The organism is Saliniradius amylolyticus (genome assembly GCF_003143555.1).
Classification (GTDB): domain Bacteria; phylum Pseudomonadota; class Gammaproteobacteria; order Enterobacterales; family Alteromonadaceae; genus Saliniradius; species Saliniradius amylolyticus.
On record NZ_CP029347.1, the window covers coordinates 2337588 to 2353925 of the forward strand.

At 51.8% G+C, this 16338-nt stretch carries 16 protein-coding genes and 1 rRNA gene; 9 read left to right on the plus strand and 8 right to left on the minus strand.

Annotated elements, in window-relative coordinates:
* Positions 1-20: 20 nt before the first annotated feature.
* The 5 genes from HMF8227_RS10915 to rluD all read right to left on the minus strand — a co-directional run bounded on the left by HMF8227_RS10915 (position 21) and on the right by rluD (position 7286).
* A 16S ribosomal RNA gene (locus HMF8227_RS10915) occupies positions 21-1553 on the minus strand.
* 461 nt (positions 1554-2014) lie between these two features.
* On the minus strand, positions 2015-2812 hold the full coding sequence (gene pssA, locus HMF8227_RS10920; RefSeq protein WP_109340201.1) for a CDP-diacylglycerol--serine O-phosphatidyltransferase: 798 nt from the start codon (positions 2810-2812) through the stop codon (positions 2015-2017).
* 125 nt (positions 2813-2937) lie between these two features.
* Positions 2938-5508, minus strand: coding sequence for an ATP-dependent chaperone ClpB (gene clpB / locus HMF8227_RS10925; RefSeq protein ID WP_109340202.1), 2571 nt, complete (start codon positions 5506-5508; stop codon positions 2938-2940).
* Between the two features lie 102 nt (positions 5509-5610).
* Positions 5611-6315 (minus strand): peptidoglycan editing factor PgeF, encoded by a 705-nt coding sequence (pgeF, locus tag HMF8227_RS10930; RefSeq protein WP_109340203.1) that lies wholly within the window; start codon positions 6313-6315, stop codon positions 5611-5613.
* Positions 6315-7286 (minus strand): 23S rRNA pseudouridine(1911/1915/1917) synthase RluD, encoded by a 972-nt coding sequence (gene rluD, locus HMF8227_RS10935; protein ID WP_109340204.1) that lies wholly within the window; start codon positions 7284-7286, stop codon positions 6315-6317. Before rluD ends, pgeF begins: the two co-directional genes overlap by 1 nt.
* 146 nt (positions 7287-7432) lie before the next feature.
* On the opposite strand from rluD, the gene HMF8227_RS10940 reads away from it, so the two are divergent.
* Positions 7433-8197, plus strand: coding sequence for an outer membrane protein assembly factor BamD (locus HMF8227_RS10940; RefSeq protein ID WP_109340205.1), 765 nt, complete (start codon positions 7433-7435; stop codon positions 8195-8197).
* 96 nt (positions 8198-8293) lie between these two features.
* Here the strand turns inward: HMF8227_RS10940 and HMF8227_RS10945 are convergent, their stop codons facing one another.
* From HMF8227_RS10945 to HMF8227_RS10955, 3 genes are read right to left on the minus strand one after another with little or no spacing between them, the layout of a single operon-like run.
* Positions 8294-8977 carry a ChrR family anti-sigma-E factor gene (locus tag HMF8227_RS10945; RefSeq protein WP_109340206.1) on the minus strand — a complete coding sequence of 228 codons (684 nt, stop codon included), beginning with the start codon at positions 8975-8977 and terminating at the stop codon, positions 8294-8296.
* Positions 8970-9584 (minus strand): sigma-70 family RNA polymerase sigma factor, encoded by a 615-nt coding sequence (locus tag HMF8227_RS10950; protein ID WP_109340207.1) that lies wholly within the window; start codon positions 9582-9584, stop codon positions 8970-8972. The genes HMF8227_RS10945 and HMF8227_RS10950 overlap by 8 nt, the downstream gene beginning before the upstream one ends.
* A 59-nt stretch (positions 9585-9643) precedes the next feature.
* Entirely contained in the window at positions 9644-10225 is a 582-nt protein-coding gene (locus tag HMF8227_RS10955; protein ID WP_109340208.1) for an LON peptidase substrate-binding domain-containing protein, read from the minus strand.
* A gap of 142 nt (positions 10226-10367) precedes the next feature.
* Here HMF8227_RS10955 and HMF8227_RS10960 point away from each other — a divergent pair, with 142 nt between their 5' ends.
* From HMF8227_RS10960 to HMF8227_RS10995, 8 genes are read left to right on the plus strand one after another with little or no spacing between them, the layout of a single operon-like run.
* Complete coding sequence (locus HMF8227_RS10960) at positions 10368-10790, plus strand: nuclear transport factor 2 family protein (protein WP_109340209.1); 423 nt, start codon at positions 10368-10370, stop codon at positions 10788-10790.
* Positions 10787-11500, plus strand: coding sequence for an SDR family NAD(P)-dependent oxidoreductase (locus HMF8227_RS10965; protein ID WP_109340210.1), 714 nt, complete (start codon positions 10787-10789; stop codon positions 11498-11500). Before HMF8227_RS10960 ends, HMF8227_RS10965 begins: the two co-directional genes overlap by 4 nt.
* Positions 11500-12765, plus strand: coding sequence for an NAD(P)/FAD-dependent oxidoreductase (locus tag HMF8227_RS10970; RefSeq protein ID WP_109340211.1), 1266 nt, complete (start codon positions 11500-11502; stop codon positions 12763-12765). Before HMF8227_RS10965 ends, HMF8227_RS10970 begins: the two co-directional genes overlap by 1 nt.
* The gene (locus tag HMF8227_RS10975; RefSeq protein WP_109340212.1) at positions 12762-13484 is read left to right on the plus strand and encodes a DUF1365 domain-containing protein; all 723 of its coding nucleotides are present in this window, start codon (positions 12762-12764) and stop codon (positions 13482-13484) included. The genes HMF8227_RS10970 and HMF8227_RS10975 overlap by 4 nt, the downstream gene beginning before the upstream one ends.
* A 2-nt stretch (positions 13485-13486) precedes the next feature.
* Positions 13487-14743, plus strand: coding sequence for an SAM-dependent methyltransferase (locus HMF8227_RS10980; protein WP_109340213.1), 1257 nt, complete (start codon positions 13487-13489; stop codon positions 14741-14743).
* Entirely contained in the window at positions 14724-15266 is a 543-nt protein-coding gene (locus HMF8227_RS10985; protein ID WP_109340214.1) for a DUF2878 domain-containing protein, read from the plus strand. The genes HMF8227_RS10980 and HMF8227_RS10985 overlap by 20 nt, the downstream gene beginning before the upstream one ends.
* Positions 15247-15759, plus strand: coding sequence for a chalcone isomerase family protein (locus HMF8227_RS10990; RefSeq protein ID WP_239421287.1), 513 nt, complete (start codon positions 15247-15249; stop codon positions 15757-15759). Before HMF8227_RS10985 ends, HMF8227_RS10990 begins: the two co-directional genes overlap by 20 nt.
* Entirely contained in the window at positions 15756-16298 is a 543-nt protein-coding gene (locus HMF8227_RS10995; RefSeq protein ID WP_204101050.1) for a DUF3833 domain-containing protein, read from the plus strand. The genes HMF8227_RS10990 and HMF8227_RS10995 overlap by 4 nt, the downstream gene beginning before the upstream one ends.
* Positions 16299-16338 lie beyond the last annotated feature (40 nt).

Below are 16338 nucleotides of genomic sequence, written 5' to 3' on the forward strand. Positions count from 1 at the left end.
CAAAAGATGTCAGCATTTCGTAAGGAGGTGATCCAACCGCAGGTTCCCCTACGGTTACCTTGTTACGACTTCACCCCAGTCATGGAACACAAAGTGGTGATCGCCCTCCGAAGTTAGGCTAACCACTTCTTTTGCATCCCACTCCCATGGTGTGACGGGCGGTGTGTACAAGGCCCGGGAACGTATTCACCGCAGTATTCTGACCTGCGATTACTAGCGATTCCGACTTCATGGAGTCGAGTTGCAGACTCCAATCCGGACTACGATTGGCTTTAAGGGATCCGCTCCAGCTCGCGCTCTCGCTTCCCTCTGTACCAACCATTGTAGCACGTGTGTAGCCCTACACGTAAGGGCCATGATGACTTGACGTCGTCCCCACCTTCCTCCGGTTTGTCACCGGCAGTCTCCTTAGAGTGCCCAACTTAATGCTGGCAACTAAGGACAAGGGTTGCGCTCGTTGCGGGACTTAACCCAACATCTCACGACACGAGCTGACGACAGCCATGCAGCACCTGTGTCAGAGTTCCCGAAGGCACCAATCCATCTCTGGAAAGTTCTCTGCATGTCAAGTGTAGGTAAGGTTCTTCGCGTTGCATCGAATTAAACCACATGCTCCACCGCTTGTGCGGGCCCCCGTCAATTCATTTGAGTTTTAACCTTGCGGCCGTACTCCCCAGGCGGTCTACTTAGCGCGTTAGCTTCGCTACTCACAACCTATAGTCGCAAACAGCTAGTAGACAGCGTTTACGGCGTGGACTACCAGGGTATCTAATCCTGTTCGCTACCCACGCTTTCGCACCTGAGCGTCAGTCTTTGGCCAGGGAGTCGCCTTCGCCACTGATGTTCCTCCAGATCTCTACGCATTTCACCGCTACACCTGGAATTCCACTCCCCTCTCCAAGACTCTAGTCTGCCAGTTCTAAATGACCCTCCCAGGTTGAGCCCGGGGCTTTCACATCTAGCTTAACAAACCGCCTGCGTGCGCTTTACGCCCAGTAATTCCGATTAACGCTCGCACCCTCCGTATTACCGCGGCTGCTGGCACGGAGTTAGCCGGTGCTTCTTCTGTGACTAACGTCAATATGTGCAGGTATTAACTACACATCCTTCCTCATCACTGAAAGTGCTTTACAACCCGAAGGCCTTCTTCACACACGCGGCATGGCTGGATCAGGGTTGCCCCCATTGTCCAATATTCCCCACTGCTGCCTCCCGTAGGAGTCTGGGCCGTGTCTCAGTCCCAGTGTGGCTGTCCTTCCTCTCAAAACAGCTAGAGATCGTCGCCATGGTGAGCTCTTACCTCACCATCTAGCTAATCTCACTTGGGTTCATCCGGTAGCGAGAGCCTAAGCCCTCTTTGGTCCGTAGACGTTATGCGGTATTAGCCACCGTTTCCAGTGGTTGTCCCCCTCTACCGGGCAGATCCCCAAGCATTACTCACCCGTCCGCCGCTCGTCAGCAGAGAAGCAAGCTTCTCTCTGTTACCGCTCGACTTGCATGTGTTAGGCCTGCCGCCAGCGTTCAATCTGAGCCATGATCAAACTCTTCAATTAAATAATCATGAATATCTTTGGCTGACACTCTTTTAACGAGTGCCCACACAGATTGTCTCGTTGCAAATTGTTAAAGAACATTTCGCTTCAAATCCAAGCTTGGCTTGCCCTGAAGCGGGATGCGCATTCTACGCTTTCCCTTTTTAATGTCAACAATTAATTTCAAATTAATTTATAAAACCTGACATTAAAACTTTCTCTTTCCCGGCTCACGTACTGTTGCCGCGAAAGAGAGGCGCATTATACGCAAAGTTATTGCCCTCGCAAGGGCTTTTTGAAAAAACATATCCATTCGCTCAGAATTACGACAACTGGATAACTAGTATTTAATTTTCAATAAGTTACGAAGCAATCACAAATGCTAACATGGCCTTAACGCCAGTTAAGTACTGATTTTCCGTCTTGATACGAAAAAGGGCAGCTTATCGCTGCCCTTTGATTGTATCCAAACCACTACGGGTTCAGTCTGCTTTGTCTTTGTGCTCTTGCTCAGCGTCAGCGCGGAAGTCTTCGTCATCGTCATCCGCATCCCCCACCACGTGCTTAAGCTCGACTTTATCCACACTGCGGAAGGTATTGATAGGCCCGGCGATGGCGTAAAGCGCAAATACAATAAAGAGGACGAGAGATGGCTGGGTCGCGACGATCACAAACACCAGCATGACCACTAACAAGGCCACAAAAGGCACTTTGCCATGCCAGTTCACTTCTTTAAAAGAGTTATATTTGAAGTTGCTGACCATCAGTAAGCCCGCCGCCGCGGTTATAAACGCAACGATCGGCCCATAGTCGGTACCCTTGATGTCATACTCGACACCGACCCAAACCAGGCCTGCTACCAAAGCCGCCGACGCTGGACTGGCTAGCCCCTGGAAGAAGCGCTTGTCGGCAACGGACAGTTGAGTATTAAAACGAGCCAGACGCAGAGCGGCACCGGCGACATAGACAAAGGAAGCTAACCAGCCCAGCTTACCCATATCCGTTAATCCCCATGAGTAGGCCACCAGTGCCGGGGCGATGCCAAAGGAGATCATATCAGCCATTGAGTCATACTCGGCACCGAAGTCACTCTGGGTATTGGTCATTCTGGCCACACGGCCATCCAGACCATCAAATATCATCGCCACAAAAATCGCTATGGCTGCCGCTTCGAAGTGCCCGTTCATGGCAGATACCACGGCGTAGAATCCGGAAAAAAGTCCTGCAGTGGTCAGCAGGTTAGGCAGGAGATATATCCCCTTATGTTTACTGTCTGGCATTCATCCCTCCTTAAAACGAGGGCTAAGATAACACATTTATGCCGACTCCTTATAGTCTGGGGGCATTCACCGAAAATAAAAAAGCCGCCCGCAGGCGGCTTTCTGGTTCTTACCGAGTGGCAGATTTAGTGAAACACAAAGCCCTGCTCGTCAGCGTCAATATGCAGCTTGCTGCCGGGGAGCAATTCGCCTGCTAACAACTTCTGTGCCAGAGGGTTCTCAATCTGCTGCTGGATGGCCCGCTTCAAAGGACGAGCGCCAAACACGGGATCAAACCCAGCATCGGCCAACTTATCCAGAGCAGCTTGGGTTAACTCAAGATCGTAATCCTGCTCGGCGAGACGTTTTCTGAGGGACGCCAGCTGGATCTCGGCAATGGCCTTGATCTGCTCATGAGCCAACGGATGGAACACCACTGTGTCGTCGATACGGTTAATAAACTCCGGGCGGAAGTTCTGCGCCACCACGGTCATCACCCGATCTTTCATCTCCTGATACTGACTGTCGTTGTGTAGGTCTTGGATAATGTCCGAGCCCAGATTCGAAGTCATAATGACAACGGCATTTTTAAAGTCCACGGTACGGCCCTGGCCATCGGTCAGGCGACCATCATCCAGTACCTGCAGCAGAATATTAAACACATCCGGGTGGGCCTTCTCTACCTCATCCAGCAATATCACCGAATAGGGTTTACGGCGCACGGCTTCGGTGAGATAGCCCCCTTCTTCATAGCCCACATAACCGGGAGGCGCGCCTACTAACCGAGCCACTGAGTGTTTTTCCATGAACTCGGACATATCGATTCGCACCATGGCCTCCTGCGTGTCGAACAGGTATTCGGCCAGCGACTTACACAGCTCGGTCTTACCCACCCCCGTTGGCCCCAGGAACAGGAATGAACCTATGGGCCGATTGGGGTCGGCCAGGCCCGAACGGGAACGACGAATGGCATTCGCCACCGCATTGACCGCTTCGTCCTGCCCAATGACCCGATTGTGCAGAGAGTCTTCCATGCGCAGCAGTTTTTCACGCTCGCCTTCCAGCATCTTACTCACCGGAATACCCGTCCACCGGGACAGCACGTCGGCGATCTCCACATCGGAAACCTTGTTTTTCACCAGCTTGGTGTCTTGCCCTTCTGAGGCTTCGGCTTTTTCCAGTTGCTGTTCCAGCTCAGGAATACGGCCGTATTGCAGTTCGGACATCCGGTTCAGATCCCCCGCCCGACGAGCAATCTCCAGATCCAGCTTCGCCTGTTCCAGCTCTGCTTTGATATGCTGGGCACCTTGCATGGCCTGTTTCTCAGATAACCAGACCGTCTCGAGTTCCTTGTATTTACTCTCCAACTGCTCGCGCTCCAGTTCAATGGCTTCAAGGCGTTTATGGCTGGCTTCATCCGTTTCCTTAGCCAAGGCCTGTTCTTCCAGTTTCAACTGGATCACCCGACGCTCGAGACGATCCATCTCTTCTGGTTTGGAGTCGATCTGCATGCGGATGCTGGACGCGGCTTCGTCAATAAGGTCAATGGCCTTATCGGGCAGCTGCCGATCGCTGATATACCGATGGGATAGTGATGCTGCCGCCACAATCGCCGGGTCGGTAATATTTACCGAGTGGTGCAACTCGTAGCGCTCTTTCAATCCCCGCAAAATCGCGATGGTATCTTCCACACTCGGCTCATCCACCAGCACCTTCTGGAAGCGACGCTCCAGGGCGGCATCTTTTTCAATATACTGGCGGTACTCATCCAGCGTTGTGGCACCCACACAGTGTAACTCACCACGCGCCAGGGCTGGCTTTAACATATTGCTGGCGTCCATGGCGCCATCGGTCTTACCCGCGCCCACCATGATATGCAGCTCGTCGATAAACAAAATGACATTGCCTTCTTCCTTGGCCAGCTCATTAAGTACCGCTTTTAAGCGCTCCTCGAATTCGCCCCGGTACTTGGCTCCGGCCACCAGAGCCCCCATATCCAGCGACAGTACGCGCTTACTTTTCAGGCCTTCTGGCACCTCTCCGTTCACGATTCGCTGGGCCAGCCCCTCCACGATAGCGGTCTTACCTACACCAGGTTCACCGATAAGCACCGGGTTATTCTTGGTACGGCGCTGCAGTACCTGCACCGTGCGGCGGATCTCTTCATCCCGGCCGATAACCGGATCCAGCTTACCCTGCTCGGCCCGCTCGGTGAGATCGGTAGTGTATTTTTCGAGAGCCTGACGTACGTCTTCGGCGTTAGGGTCGGTCACTTTCTGACCGCCACGGAGCTTTTCAATAGCTTGCTCGATCTTGGCTTTATCCGCCCCCAGGCTCTTCAGGGTTTGACCCAACTTGCCCTTGTCTTCCAGGGCTGCCAGCACATAGATTTCCGAGGTGATGTAATCGTCTTTACGCTGCTGGGCAATTTTGTCACACAGGTTCAGCAGTACCGCCAACTCCTTACTCAGTTGCACATCACCACCCACGCCCTCCACGCGCGGTAGCTGCTCGATAATCTGAGATAAAGAGGAACGCAGCGAGTTAGTATTCACTCCCGCGGTATCCATCAGTGGCTTGATGGAGCCGCCTTCCTGATTCATTAATGCCAGCATCAGGTGAGCGGGTTCAATGTATTGATGATCCCGTCCCAACGCCAAGGATTGGGCATCGGAGATCGCCATTTGAAACTTACTGGTCATTTTATCCAGTCTCATGATGTCAGTACCTTCTGGTAAAAATCTTACTTGTGGTTATTTATGGGTACTGATGAATAATGAATCAAGTCTTTGAGCAAGTGTCGGCTTGCGCTGGATCAATCAGGTGAGCCAAATGGCCGACGCCATACGACCGGTCTGCCCATCACGACGATAGGAAAAGAAACGACTGGCGTCTGAAAAGGTGCAGTCATTACCGCCGTAACAGCGCTGCACGCCCAAAGCCTGTAACTGATGGCGGGCGATCTGATAAATATCCGCCAGATATTTGCCCGGCTTCGCGGTTTTTCTGAAAGCCGTTTTACAGTCAATAAAGTGATCGAGCACTTCTTCACCGACTTCGAAGGCGTCCGGCCCGATGGCCGGCCCGAGCCAAACCATCAATTGCTCACCGGGCACCGCCATTTTTTTAATGGTATTGGCGATAACGCCAGCCGCTAAGCCACGCCAACCACCGTGTACGGCCGCCACTACCGAGCCTCTCTCGTCGCAGACCAGCATCGGCAGACAATCGGCGGTCATCACCACACAGCCGACACCGGGAGTACGGGAGATACTGGCATCAGCCGGCTCATCCACCGTCTGTCCGGCTTTAAGTTCCACTGCATGGTTGCCATGTACCTGCTCTAACCAAACCAGATTCTGGTAGTTGGGCAGCAGGTGGCGATTCTTAGCCACCCGAGTCGGATCATCGCCCACATGACCCGCAATGTTTAAGCTGTCATAAGGTGGCGCACTGTAACCGCCCTGACGGACGGTACAAAATGTTTGAACATTCGTTGGCGCCGGCCAGTTTGGGGTGATCATCACCAATCTTCCGGATTATCTCGTTTATCCTGCTGCATCAGTTCCAGCATCGCTACCATATCCTGCGGCAGCGGTGCCTGCCAGCTCATCCACTCACCACTGACAGGGTGAGCCAGTTCCAGCTGAGCCGCATGTAAGGCCTGACGTTTAAACTCCCTGAGTCCTTGTCGGAAGGTCTCACTGGCGTCTTTGGGCGGCTTGGGACGTCCACCGTATAGCGGGTCCCCCACGATAGGATGTTGTAAATGGGCCATGTGCACCCGTATCTGATGAGTGCGCCCCGTTTCCAGCTTCAGGCGCAGGTGAGTATGGGCGCGGAATTTTTCCATCACCCGGTAATGAGTCACCGCTGGTTTGCCCATGGCGCGGACCGCCATGCTGGTGCGCTTGGTATCATGACGGCCAATGGGCTCATCCACTGTTCCCCCAGCTACAATAATGCCGTTGACCAGGGCTTCATACTCACGGCTAATTTCCCGTGCCTGCAGCTGTGCAACTAAATGCGTTTGAGCCGGTATGGTCTTGGCCACCACCATTAAGCCGGTTGTATCTTTATCCAGCCGATGAATGATTCCGGCTCTGGGCACCGACTCAATCTCCGGGCAGTGGTTCAGCAACGCATTCAATAGGGTGCCGGACTGGTTGCCCGCTCCTGGGTGCACCACCAATCCGGCTGGCTTATTTATCACCAGAATATCGTCATCTTCATAGACGATATCCAACGCGATGGCCTCAGGTTGATGTTGGCCCTGAACTTCGATTTGTGCCTCAATGGTCACCTGTTCACCGCCCAGCACCTTGTCTCTGGGCTTATCCACTACGGTACCATCGATGGTTACGCCCCCCTCTAAAATCCATTCTTTAATCCGGGAACGGGAGTAGTCCGGGAACAAACTGGCCAATGACTGATCTAAACGTTTTCCGGCATCCTGTTCGGGAATATTGCCGGTTAGGGAAATGGATTCTTGCATTAGTGGTAACGAGCCCTTTGATTATCGTGTGCATCGCCTCGATCACTGCGGTAGAATGCAGCGACATCCATCGATGAATATAAAAACGGTGCCCATTCTAACGGATTTTTGCACCATGACGAATTGCAGAGGCAGATAAGATTTTTATGCAGCAACCACGCCTGACTCACGTATTCCTGCTGACCGCCGTTTTAGGTCTGTCAGCTTGCTCCACATCTCCGGAAGAAGAAGATATCGAACTGGCCAACCAAGGCCCGCAGGCTTTGTATGCCAAGGCCAAGGAAAACCTTGAAAATGGTAATTTTAATGGTGCCACTCAAACACTGAGTGCCCTGGATTCCAAGTACCCTTTTGGTCCTTTCTCCGATCAGGTACAACTGGATCTCATCTACGCCTATTACAAAACAAAGGACGTGGATAAAGCCCTGGCTACCATTGACCGTTTTCTGCGATTAAACCCCAACCATGCCAACGCCGATTACGTCCATTATATGCGGGGCTTAGTCAATATGGACGCCGAGGCGAATTTATTCCAGGATCTGGTGGGCATTGACAGGGCTGACCGCGATCCCAGTAAATCACGCCAGGCATTTAAAGACTTTCGCACTTTGCTGGAAAAGCACCCGGACAGCAAGTATGTGGCCGATGCCAAGCAGCGTATGCTGCATATCAAAGACCGTCTGGCTCGTTATGAGCTCGCTATCGCCAGCTATTATATGAAACGTCAGGCTTATGTTGCCGCCGCCAATCGTGGCAAATACGTACTGGAGTATTTCCCCGACACACCTCATGTGCAAAGCGCATTAGAGTTGATGATAGAGTGTTATGAACAGCTGGGACTGGAAGAATTAAAGCAAAATACCCTTAAGGTGTTAAAGCTCAACTACCCGGAGTCTGATCTGGTCGGTTAATACATCCAGTTACCCTATGCAGAAAGCCATCTAAACAGACGTCGATAATGAGTCTGTAAAGATGGCTTTTTTATGCCTGTTAAGTCAGGCAGAGCATCACTTGAAGAATAAGTGACTAAAAGGGTTCAGCAACCGAGACAAGCCTGAAGTAAAATGCAACGGCTTATCCACAATGGAGAACACCAAACAGCCTTCGTCCACTTCGGCTCTGGGACTATGACGCCGCTGACCGTCCATCAACAGAAAGTCGCCATCCTGATAATGACCATATTCATCGACGAACTCGCCATCTAATACCAGCGTCATTTCCTGACCATTGTGTGTATGTTCTGGCACCGAACCGCCTTTTTCCATAAATATAAAGTCGGCCCGACCCTCGCCGCCCAGATCCACTCTGGCCTGCCAAAGCTTGCCCACCATGCGGTTCCAACCGGTTACTTTTTCCGCATAGCGCTGTAGACAACGAGGCACCTCAAACTCCCTTCCATCCAGTTCCAGGGCCTTGGAACGATGTTTTTGGTGCGGCAGGGCAATGCCTTCAGATTGTGGTTGCTGAATAATGTCGCTGAGCATTCGCTGCATCTGCGAGTCGGCTGACTCAGCCTGAACCTGAGCCTGATCTATCTGCTGCTCTGCAAGCGCTTCTTCTTCACAGGCGACTTTCATCTGGCACAGCGGACACATATCCACATGCGCTGCCACCATCAAAGCCAACTGTGGAGATGCCTCTCCAGCGACATACTGTATTAGCTGTTGGTATGTGGGGTGAAAGTTACTCATCGTGATCTAACATCTCTTTTAAACGTTGTAGCGCCAGACGGGTCCGTGATTTAACGGTCCCCAATGGAATGGATAACTGGTCGGCAACCTCTTGCTGGGACTTACCCTCAACATAAATTGCTTCTATGACCAGTCGCTGCTTTTCGGGCAGCGACGAAAACATCTCGCCCACCTGATGCAAAGTCATTTGTTCATCCATGTCGACTTCGTTGGGTTCTGCGGTTTGCTCACACAGCACCGGCCACAAATCATCAGAACAAATATCCTCTTTGCGGTTCTGCTGCTTGCGCAGCATATCGAAGCGAATGTTACGCGCAATGGTAAATATCCAGGTCGAAGGCGCTCCTTTGCTGGCGTTGAACAAGTGCGCTTTCTGCCACACGTTAGACAGAGTGTCCTGAACTAATTCCATGGCCTGCGCCTCGTTTCCAAACTGCTTTAAGGCGTAGGAGCGAATGCGTGGTGCGAAATGATTAAACAGCCGGGCAAATGATGCCTTACAACGCTCATCTGCCACTTTCTGCAACATTGCCGCCATATCCGCTTTTAAATCACCACTGTCCTGTGGTTGTGACTTGGTGCTTTGCAATTGAATCCCAACGAGCATGCTCTGTCACCTGTGTAATTATTAAGATGCAACTTATACCCAAGTAAACAGAAAATGGATCAGTGGGTTAATTGTGTCAGAAAATCGACGACTTTTCCGCTATCTTGTTGCCCTAATAACCACTGTTTTTGCTCTGCGTCGACAGGCAACAGCTCCAGCCAGCGAGATACGACCCATTGAGGGTCGTCAAACCTGGGCTGCTCGTAGAGTTCAGCTAACTCCCGGTAGCGAGAGAATGTCTGTTTAAGCTTTTTCACCAGGGGATTAATAGACTCTTCTGGCAAGTTCGCTTGCCACATATCCAACCAATGGCATTGGCCGATGCGCAGCCCGTCTGACTGAGTCGTGAACTGCTCCATATGAAATAACCGCTGACCCTCCACGGTAATCCCCAACATCCCGTCTCTAAGCATGTCAAAGTCCACCACGTTAACGTAGGTGCCAATAGGTAGAATCGGACAGCGCTCGCTACCGGTCAGCCCCTGCTTCAGCATACATATGCCAAAGCCTGAGTTCTGACGGCAGGCCTCTTTTACCATCCTCAGGTAGCGGGGCTCGAAGATCCGCAAAGACAAACGGCCTCCGGGCAACACGTGCGAGGAAAGGGGAAACAGTGGAATGCTGATAGATTTCTCGCTCATAGCTGACTTAGCTCGGTTTTACCTATACTCCTATTACTAAACGATTAAAGGATTGGATCGTTGGCACCACAAAATGATCCAAAACGACCTCGCCCGTTTATAGTAAACGTGCTTTTATGGACCACTCGTAAGGACATTATCCATGACTCTGATGGAACAATTCCGCCATCTGTATCAACACCTTAACCTCGACGCTATCGGACAACTGGAACGCATTTATGCCGACGACGTATTGTTCATCGATCCAGTAGGCCGGCACAGGGGCATCGTGGCGGTAAAACGTTACTTCGCGGAGTTGGTGAAAAACTGCACTCAATGCGACTTTACCATTCATCACATTTCCGATGATCCGGAGCACGCCTATGTGCGCTGGACCATGCAGTATCGCCACCCAAGAATAAACGGCAACAGACCGATCCAGCTCGACGGGCTCAGTGAACTGCTTATCCGCGAAGGTCGTATAGCTAAGCAAACCGACTACTATGATCTCGGTGCGATGTTGTACGAGCATCTTCCAATACTGGGCACCGCAATCCGCTGGGTGAAACGCAGGATGACGCAATGAAAACCATACTCATAACAGGCGCAAGTTCAGGCATCGGCAAAGCCTTGGCGGTGCGAGCAGCGTCCCAGGGCTGGCAGGTTATCGCATGCGGTCGTAACGAGGAGCGCCTTGAAGCACTAACCGGGCAAGAGCCTAACATTACCCCCCTGAGCTTCGATGTCTCGGATAACCAACAATGTAAACAAGCACTAGAGAACGTGAATGCGGATGTTTATGTTCTGAATGCGGGGACTTGCGAGTATGTGGATGTAGATAACTGGGACACCGATTTGTTTCGACGAGTATTTGAGCCGAACTTTTTCGGCCTTGTAAACACCCTGGATCCCATACTACCCAAGCTGAAATCTGGCAATCAACTGGTCATAGTAGACAGCCTGGCCCGGTGCTTGCCATTTACCCGCAGTCAGGCCTATGGAGCCAGTAAGGCTGCGGCCCATTACCTTACTAAGAGCCTGGCGGTGGACTTAGCGGGTCGGGGGATCATCGTACAAAGTGTTTCGCCCGGATTTGTGAAGACCCCGCTGACGGAGCAGAACGACTTCGACATGCCGATGCGAATTTCCGCTGAACGCGCGGCAAAACAATTCTTAACCGGTATAGAGCGTCGCTCGAGCAGTATTTACTTCCCGACTCTGTTCGCCTGGCTAATGCGACTATTTGCTAAACTTCCCACCGCCTTGCAGGTGGCATTGAGTAAAGGAATGAAGTAATGACTCAACGTATCGCTATCGTTGGCACGGGCATTTCCGGATTAGTTTGCGCTCACCTGCTGAGTAAAGAACATGATGTTCAGGTGTTTGAGGCTAATGACTACATCGGAGGTCATACTCATACGGTAGATGTGACAGTAAATGGTGAAGCTCATGCCATTGATACCGGCTTTATTGTTTTCAACGATTGGACCTATCCGAACTTTATCCAGTTGATGGATAAGTTGGGGGTAAAGCGTCAGCCCACCGAAATGAGTTTCAGCGTGAAAAACAGCGCCCAGAATCTTGAATACAACGGCCATACGCTCAACACCCTGTTTGCCCAAAGACGCAATCTGCTGAGACCTGGGTTTTATCGCTTCATCGGCGAAATATTGCGCTTCAACAGACTCTGTAAAGAGGAGTTGGAACGGCAGAGTTTCACCGAACACGACACCCTGGGACAGCTGCTAGAGCGCCAGGAATTTAGCGACTACTTTGCCGGTAATTACATTTTGCCCATGTGTGCCGCTATCTGGTCCGCATCCTTAGAGGATGTTAAGGCCTTCCCACTGCCATTTTTTCTGCGTTTTTTTAACAACCATGGCCTGCTGAACGTTCAAAACCGGCCTCAATGGTACACCCTTGTTGGGGGCTCACGATCGTACATTGAGCCCCTATGTAAACATTTTAAAGACCGTATTCATCTGAGTTGCCCGGTAAGGGGCTGTCGTCAAACCGACCAAGGGTGGGAACTGAGCTTTTCAGACCGTCCAACCGAGCAGTTCGATCATGTAATCTTGGCCTGCCATAGCGATCAGGCGCTATCATTGCTGGAAAGACCCACAGAAGAGCAACAACGTATTTTAGGTGCACTGCCTTACTCCGATAATGAAGTCGTTTTGCACACAGATACTCGCCTGCTCCCCAAACGGCCTTTGGCCTGGGCCAGCTGGAATTATTTGATTAAAGGCGAGTCTGGTGAACGAGAGCGCCCGGCGTCAGTCACTTACAATATGAACATTCTACAGCGACTCAACACCAAAACGACGTTTTGCGTCACCTTGAACAACAGCGACGACATCGATCCTGATAAAGTTCTACGCCGCTTTCATTACAGCCACCCGCAATTCTCCGATGCCGGCATTCAGGCCCAACAGCAACGCCAGCAAATTTGCGGCATCGACGGCCTGCATTTTTGTGGCGCATACTGGTACAACGGTTTTCATGAAGATGGCGTGAGAAGTGGTCTGGATGTGTGTGCTCGTTTTGGAGCGAGCCTATGACCAACCATGCCATCTACTCGGGACTCACCTGGCATCGTCGTCACCGGCCGGTACAACACAGCTTTGAGTATAAGATTCATCTGTTTTGGCTGGACTTGGATCAACTCGAGTCACTGGATCAGCACAAATATCTGGGCTACCGGCGCTGGGCCCCGGTGCGTTTTCGCCGTAGCGACTACCTTGACCAGCCAGAACGCTCCCTCAAGGAGGTGGCGCTGGAGGCCATGACGACCTGCGATGGTGAACAACTTAGCGGTAAAGTGTTCCTGCTGGGTCAGTTACGGTTTTTTGGCGTGCTGTTCAGCCCGGTCAACTTTTACTACCGGCAAAATGAGCAGGGCCAGTTCACCCATATGCTGGCCGAGGTCAGCAACACCCCCTGGAATGAACGTCATCGATATGTGGTGGATCTAACCAACCCTCAACCTACCAGCAAGGCGTTCCATGTATCGCCATTTAACCCCATGGACATGACCTATCACTGGCAGGTACCTGAACCTGACGAAAAGCTGCGCCTGAGCATCGACTTGCGCCGGGAAACGTCACACTTCAGCGCCGGCATTGACCTGTCGAGGCTGCCAATGAACCCAAAACAACTCTGGCGCGTAATGTTAAGCACGATGAGTTTAAAAACGATAACCGGAATCTACTGGCAGGCCCTGAAACTTTTTGGCAAGGGCGCCCCGGTGTATTCCCACCCAGTTAGTGGTAAGGAGTAAGTATGCAAAGCAGTGACAGGACGCTGAGTCGACCACAATCCATGACGGCCTGGCAAAAACTGTGTCGCGCCACATTACTGAAGGTTCTGCAACGGCTGCCGCAAGGCTATCTGGTGCTGGCCGAGGAAGGCACTGAGGTAGAGCGCTTTGGCTCTTCGGCAGATACCCTTCGAGCCGAAATCAATGTGCTGAGCGCCGAGTTTTATCCAAGACTGTTGCTGGGAGGAAGTATCGGCGCTGGCGAGACCTTTGCCGACGAACTCTGGGATACACCGGATCTGACGGCCGTTATTCGTCTGTTCGCACGCAATATGACCCTGCTAGACCATCTGGAAAGCCAGTTAAGCTGGTTAATGGCCCCAGTAAACTGGTGCACTCAATGGCGCCGCCGCAATTCGACCGTGCAGGCCAAGAAAAACATTGCCGCGCACTATGATCTGGGTAATACCCTGTACCGCCGCTTTCTGGATGACAGTATGATGTACTCGGCGGCCATCTACCCGTCTCCAGAGGCGGACTTAGCCCAGGCCCAGCAAAATAAGCTGGATATTATTTGTCGCAAGCTGGACCTGAAGCCGCATGACCATCTTATGGAAATCGGCACTGGCTGGGGCGCACTGGCCATTCATGCGGCTAAGCATTATGGCTGTCAGGTCACCACCACAACCATTTCCGAGGAGCAATATAAGCTCGCCGGTGAACGGGTTGAAGCAGAAGGGTTGACCGACCAGATCACCTTGTTGAAACAAGACTATCGACGGCTTGAAGGTCGCTATAACAAACTGGTGTCCATTGAGATGATCGAAGCGGTGGGAAAAGACTTTCTAAGAGAGTTTTTTGCTAAATGTAATACCTTACTCACCGAGGACGGTCTCATGCTGCTGCAGTCCATCACTATCAACGAGCAGCGCTACGACAGTTACAGCAAAGGGATGGACTTTATTCAGAAATACATTTTCCCCGGTGGTTTTCTGCCCTGCCAGAGCGTCATTCAACAATGCCTGAAAGACAATACGGCTCTGGTAGTCCGGGACTGTCATGATATTGGCTATGACTATGCCCGCACTCTCAAAGACTGGCAGCGTCGTTTTGTGGCCAAACAGGATGAACTGGCGGGCCTCGGCTATGACCCGCATTTTGCCCGCCTGTGGCGTTTTTACTTCAGCTACTGTGAAGGCGGCTTCTGGGAGAGAACCATCAGTACCGTACAGATGTTGATGAGTAAACCAGGCTATCGCGATGACATCCAGCGTATTTAGACTGCCCCATTATGCCTTCTGGGGTAACCTGGTGTGGTTTCAGGTCGCCTGGTTGGTAGCCGTGTTGGGTCAGACCCCCTGGCTGCCTGGCCTGTTGACATTATTAGTCCTTCATTTTGTCTTGCTACGCCAGCCGTTGCGGGAACTGGTATGCGTGGGCGCCGCAGCCTTGCTCGGGATTGCGGTAGATATCGCCTTAACCCTCTGCGGCGTATTTGTCTTTGAGCAAGCTCTACTACCCATTCCACTGTGGCTGATAGGTTTATGGGTGGTGTTCACCGCCACCTTGCCTCACAGCCTCAATTATTTTTATCGGCGCCCCCTTATAGCCGCTGGCTGTGCAGCCATATCGGCACCACTGAGTTATATCACCGGGTGGCGCTTTCAAGCTGTGGAATTTCCCTACGGCCTCACGGTCACCTTTTTCATTTTGGCCGTGGTCTGGGCGGCCTTGATGCCCGCTTTAATTGCCGTCATGCGTTATATGGCACAAAGGAGCGATTATGAACTGGCAACTAATTAAAATTGTCATTGCTGTTGTCTGGATGGGTCTGGCTTCCTTAAGCCTTGCCAGTCCCATTGAGAACATGCAGCAAGTCGGCAAAGCCAAACTGGAAGTATTGTTCTGGGACGTATACTGGTCGAGTCTCTATACCCCAAGCGGCACCTTCACGGATATTAGAGGCCCTTTAGCACTAAAAATTGATTATCTGCGTGACATCGATAGTCAGGAACTGGTGGAGTCCACCCAAGAGCAATGGCAGAAGCTCGGGCTTTCTCATCCTCTTCAGGAGACCTGGCTGCAACAGGTCGGCCGGATTTGGCCAGATTTAAAAGAGGGGGATCAGCTCATTCTGCATCTGGATGCCGACCAAGTCAGTCACTTCTATTACAACGGCCAATTTATCGGTCGTATTGCGGAGGCCGAGTTTGGTCATCACTTTGCCGCCATTTGGCTATCGGAAAATGCCAGCTACCCCAAAGTTCGCAATAAACTGATCGGAGCTCAGCCATGAAACTGACTACTCTAATGCTTATGTTTGCCGCCTTCCTCAGTGGCTGTTCAGCCTCACTGGAGGACTACCGGCAAACCCAGCCCAACTTCGAATTAAAGAGCTATTTCGACGGTCGGGTCACCGCTCGCGGCATGATCGAGGATTACAGCGGCAAGCTGGTGCGACATTTCTGCGTGGATATTATCGGTTCCTGGGACGGCAATCGGGGCGAGCTGGACGAAACTTTTTACTTCAACGACGGAGAGATACAAAAACGCATTTGGAAGTTGAACATCGCCGATAATGGCGTGGTCACCGGTACTGCCGGTGATGTGGTGGGCACCGCCTCAGGGCGTTCACAAGGCCAGGCATTTAACTGGCACTATACTCTTGAGGTCCCCATGGATGATACCCGCTACGAATTTGCTATCGACGACTGGATGTATCAGTTGGACAAACAACGCATTATGAACCGCTCTTACATGAAAAAATTTGGCGTAACAGTTGCTGAAATCTCCATTTATTTTGATAAGACACTAGCGCCTTGCCAGTCCGGCTAAAATAAAAAAGCCAGCGCAACGCTGGCTTCCTGACCCACTA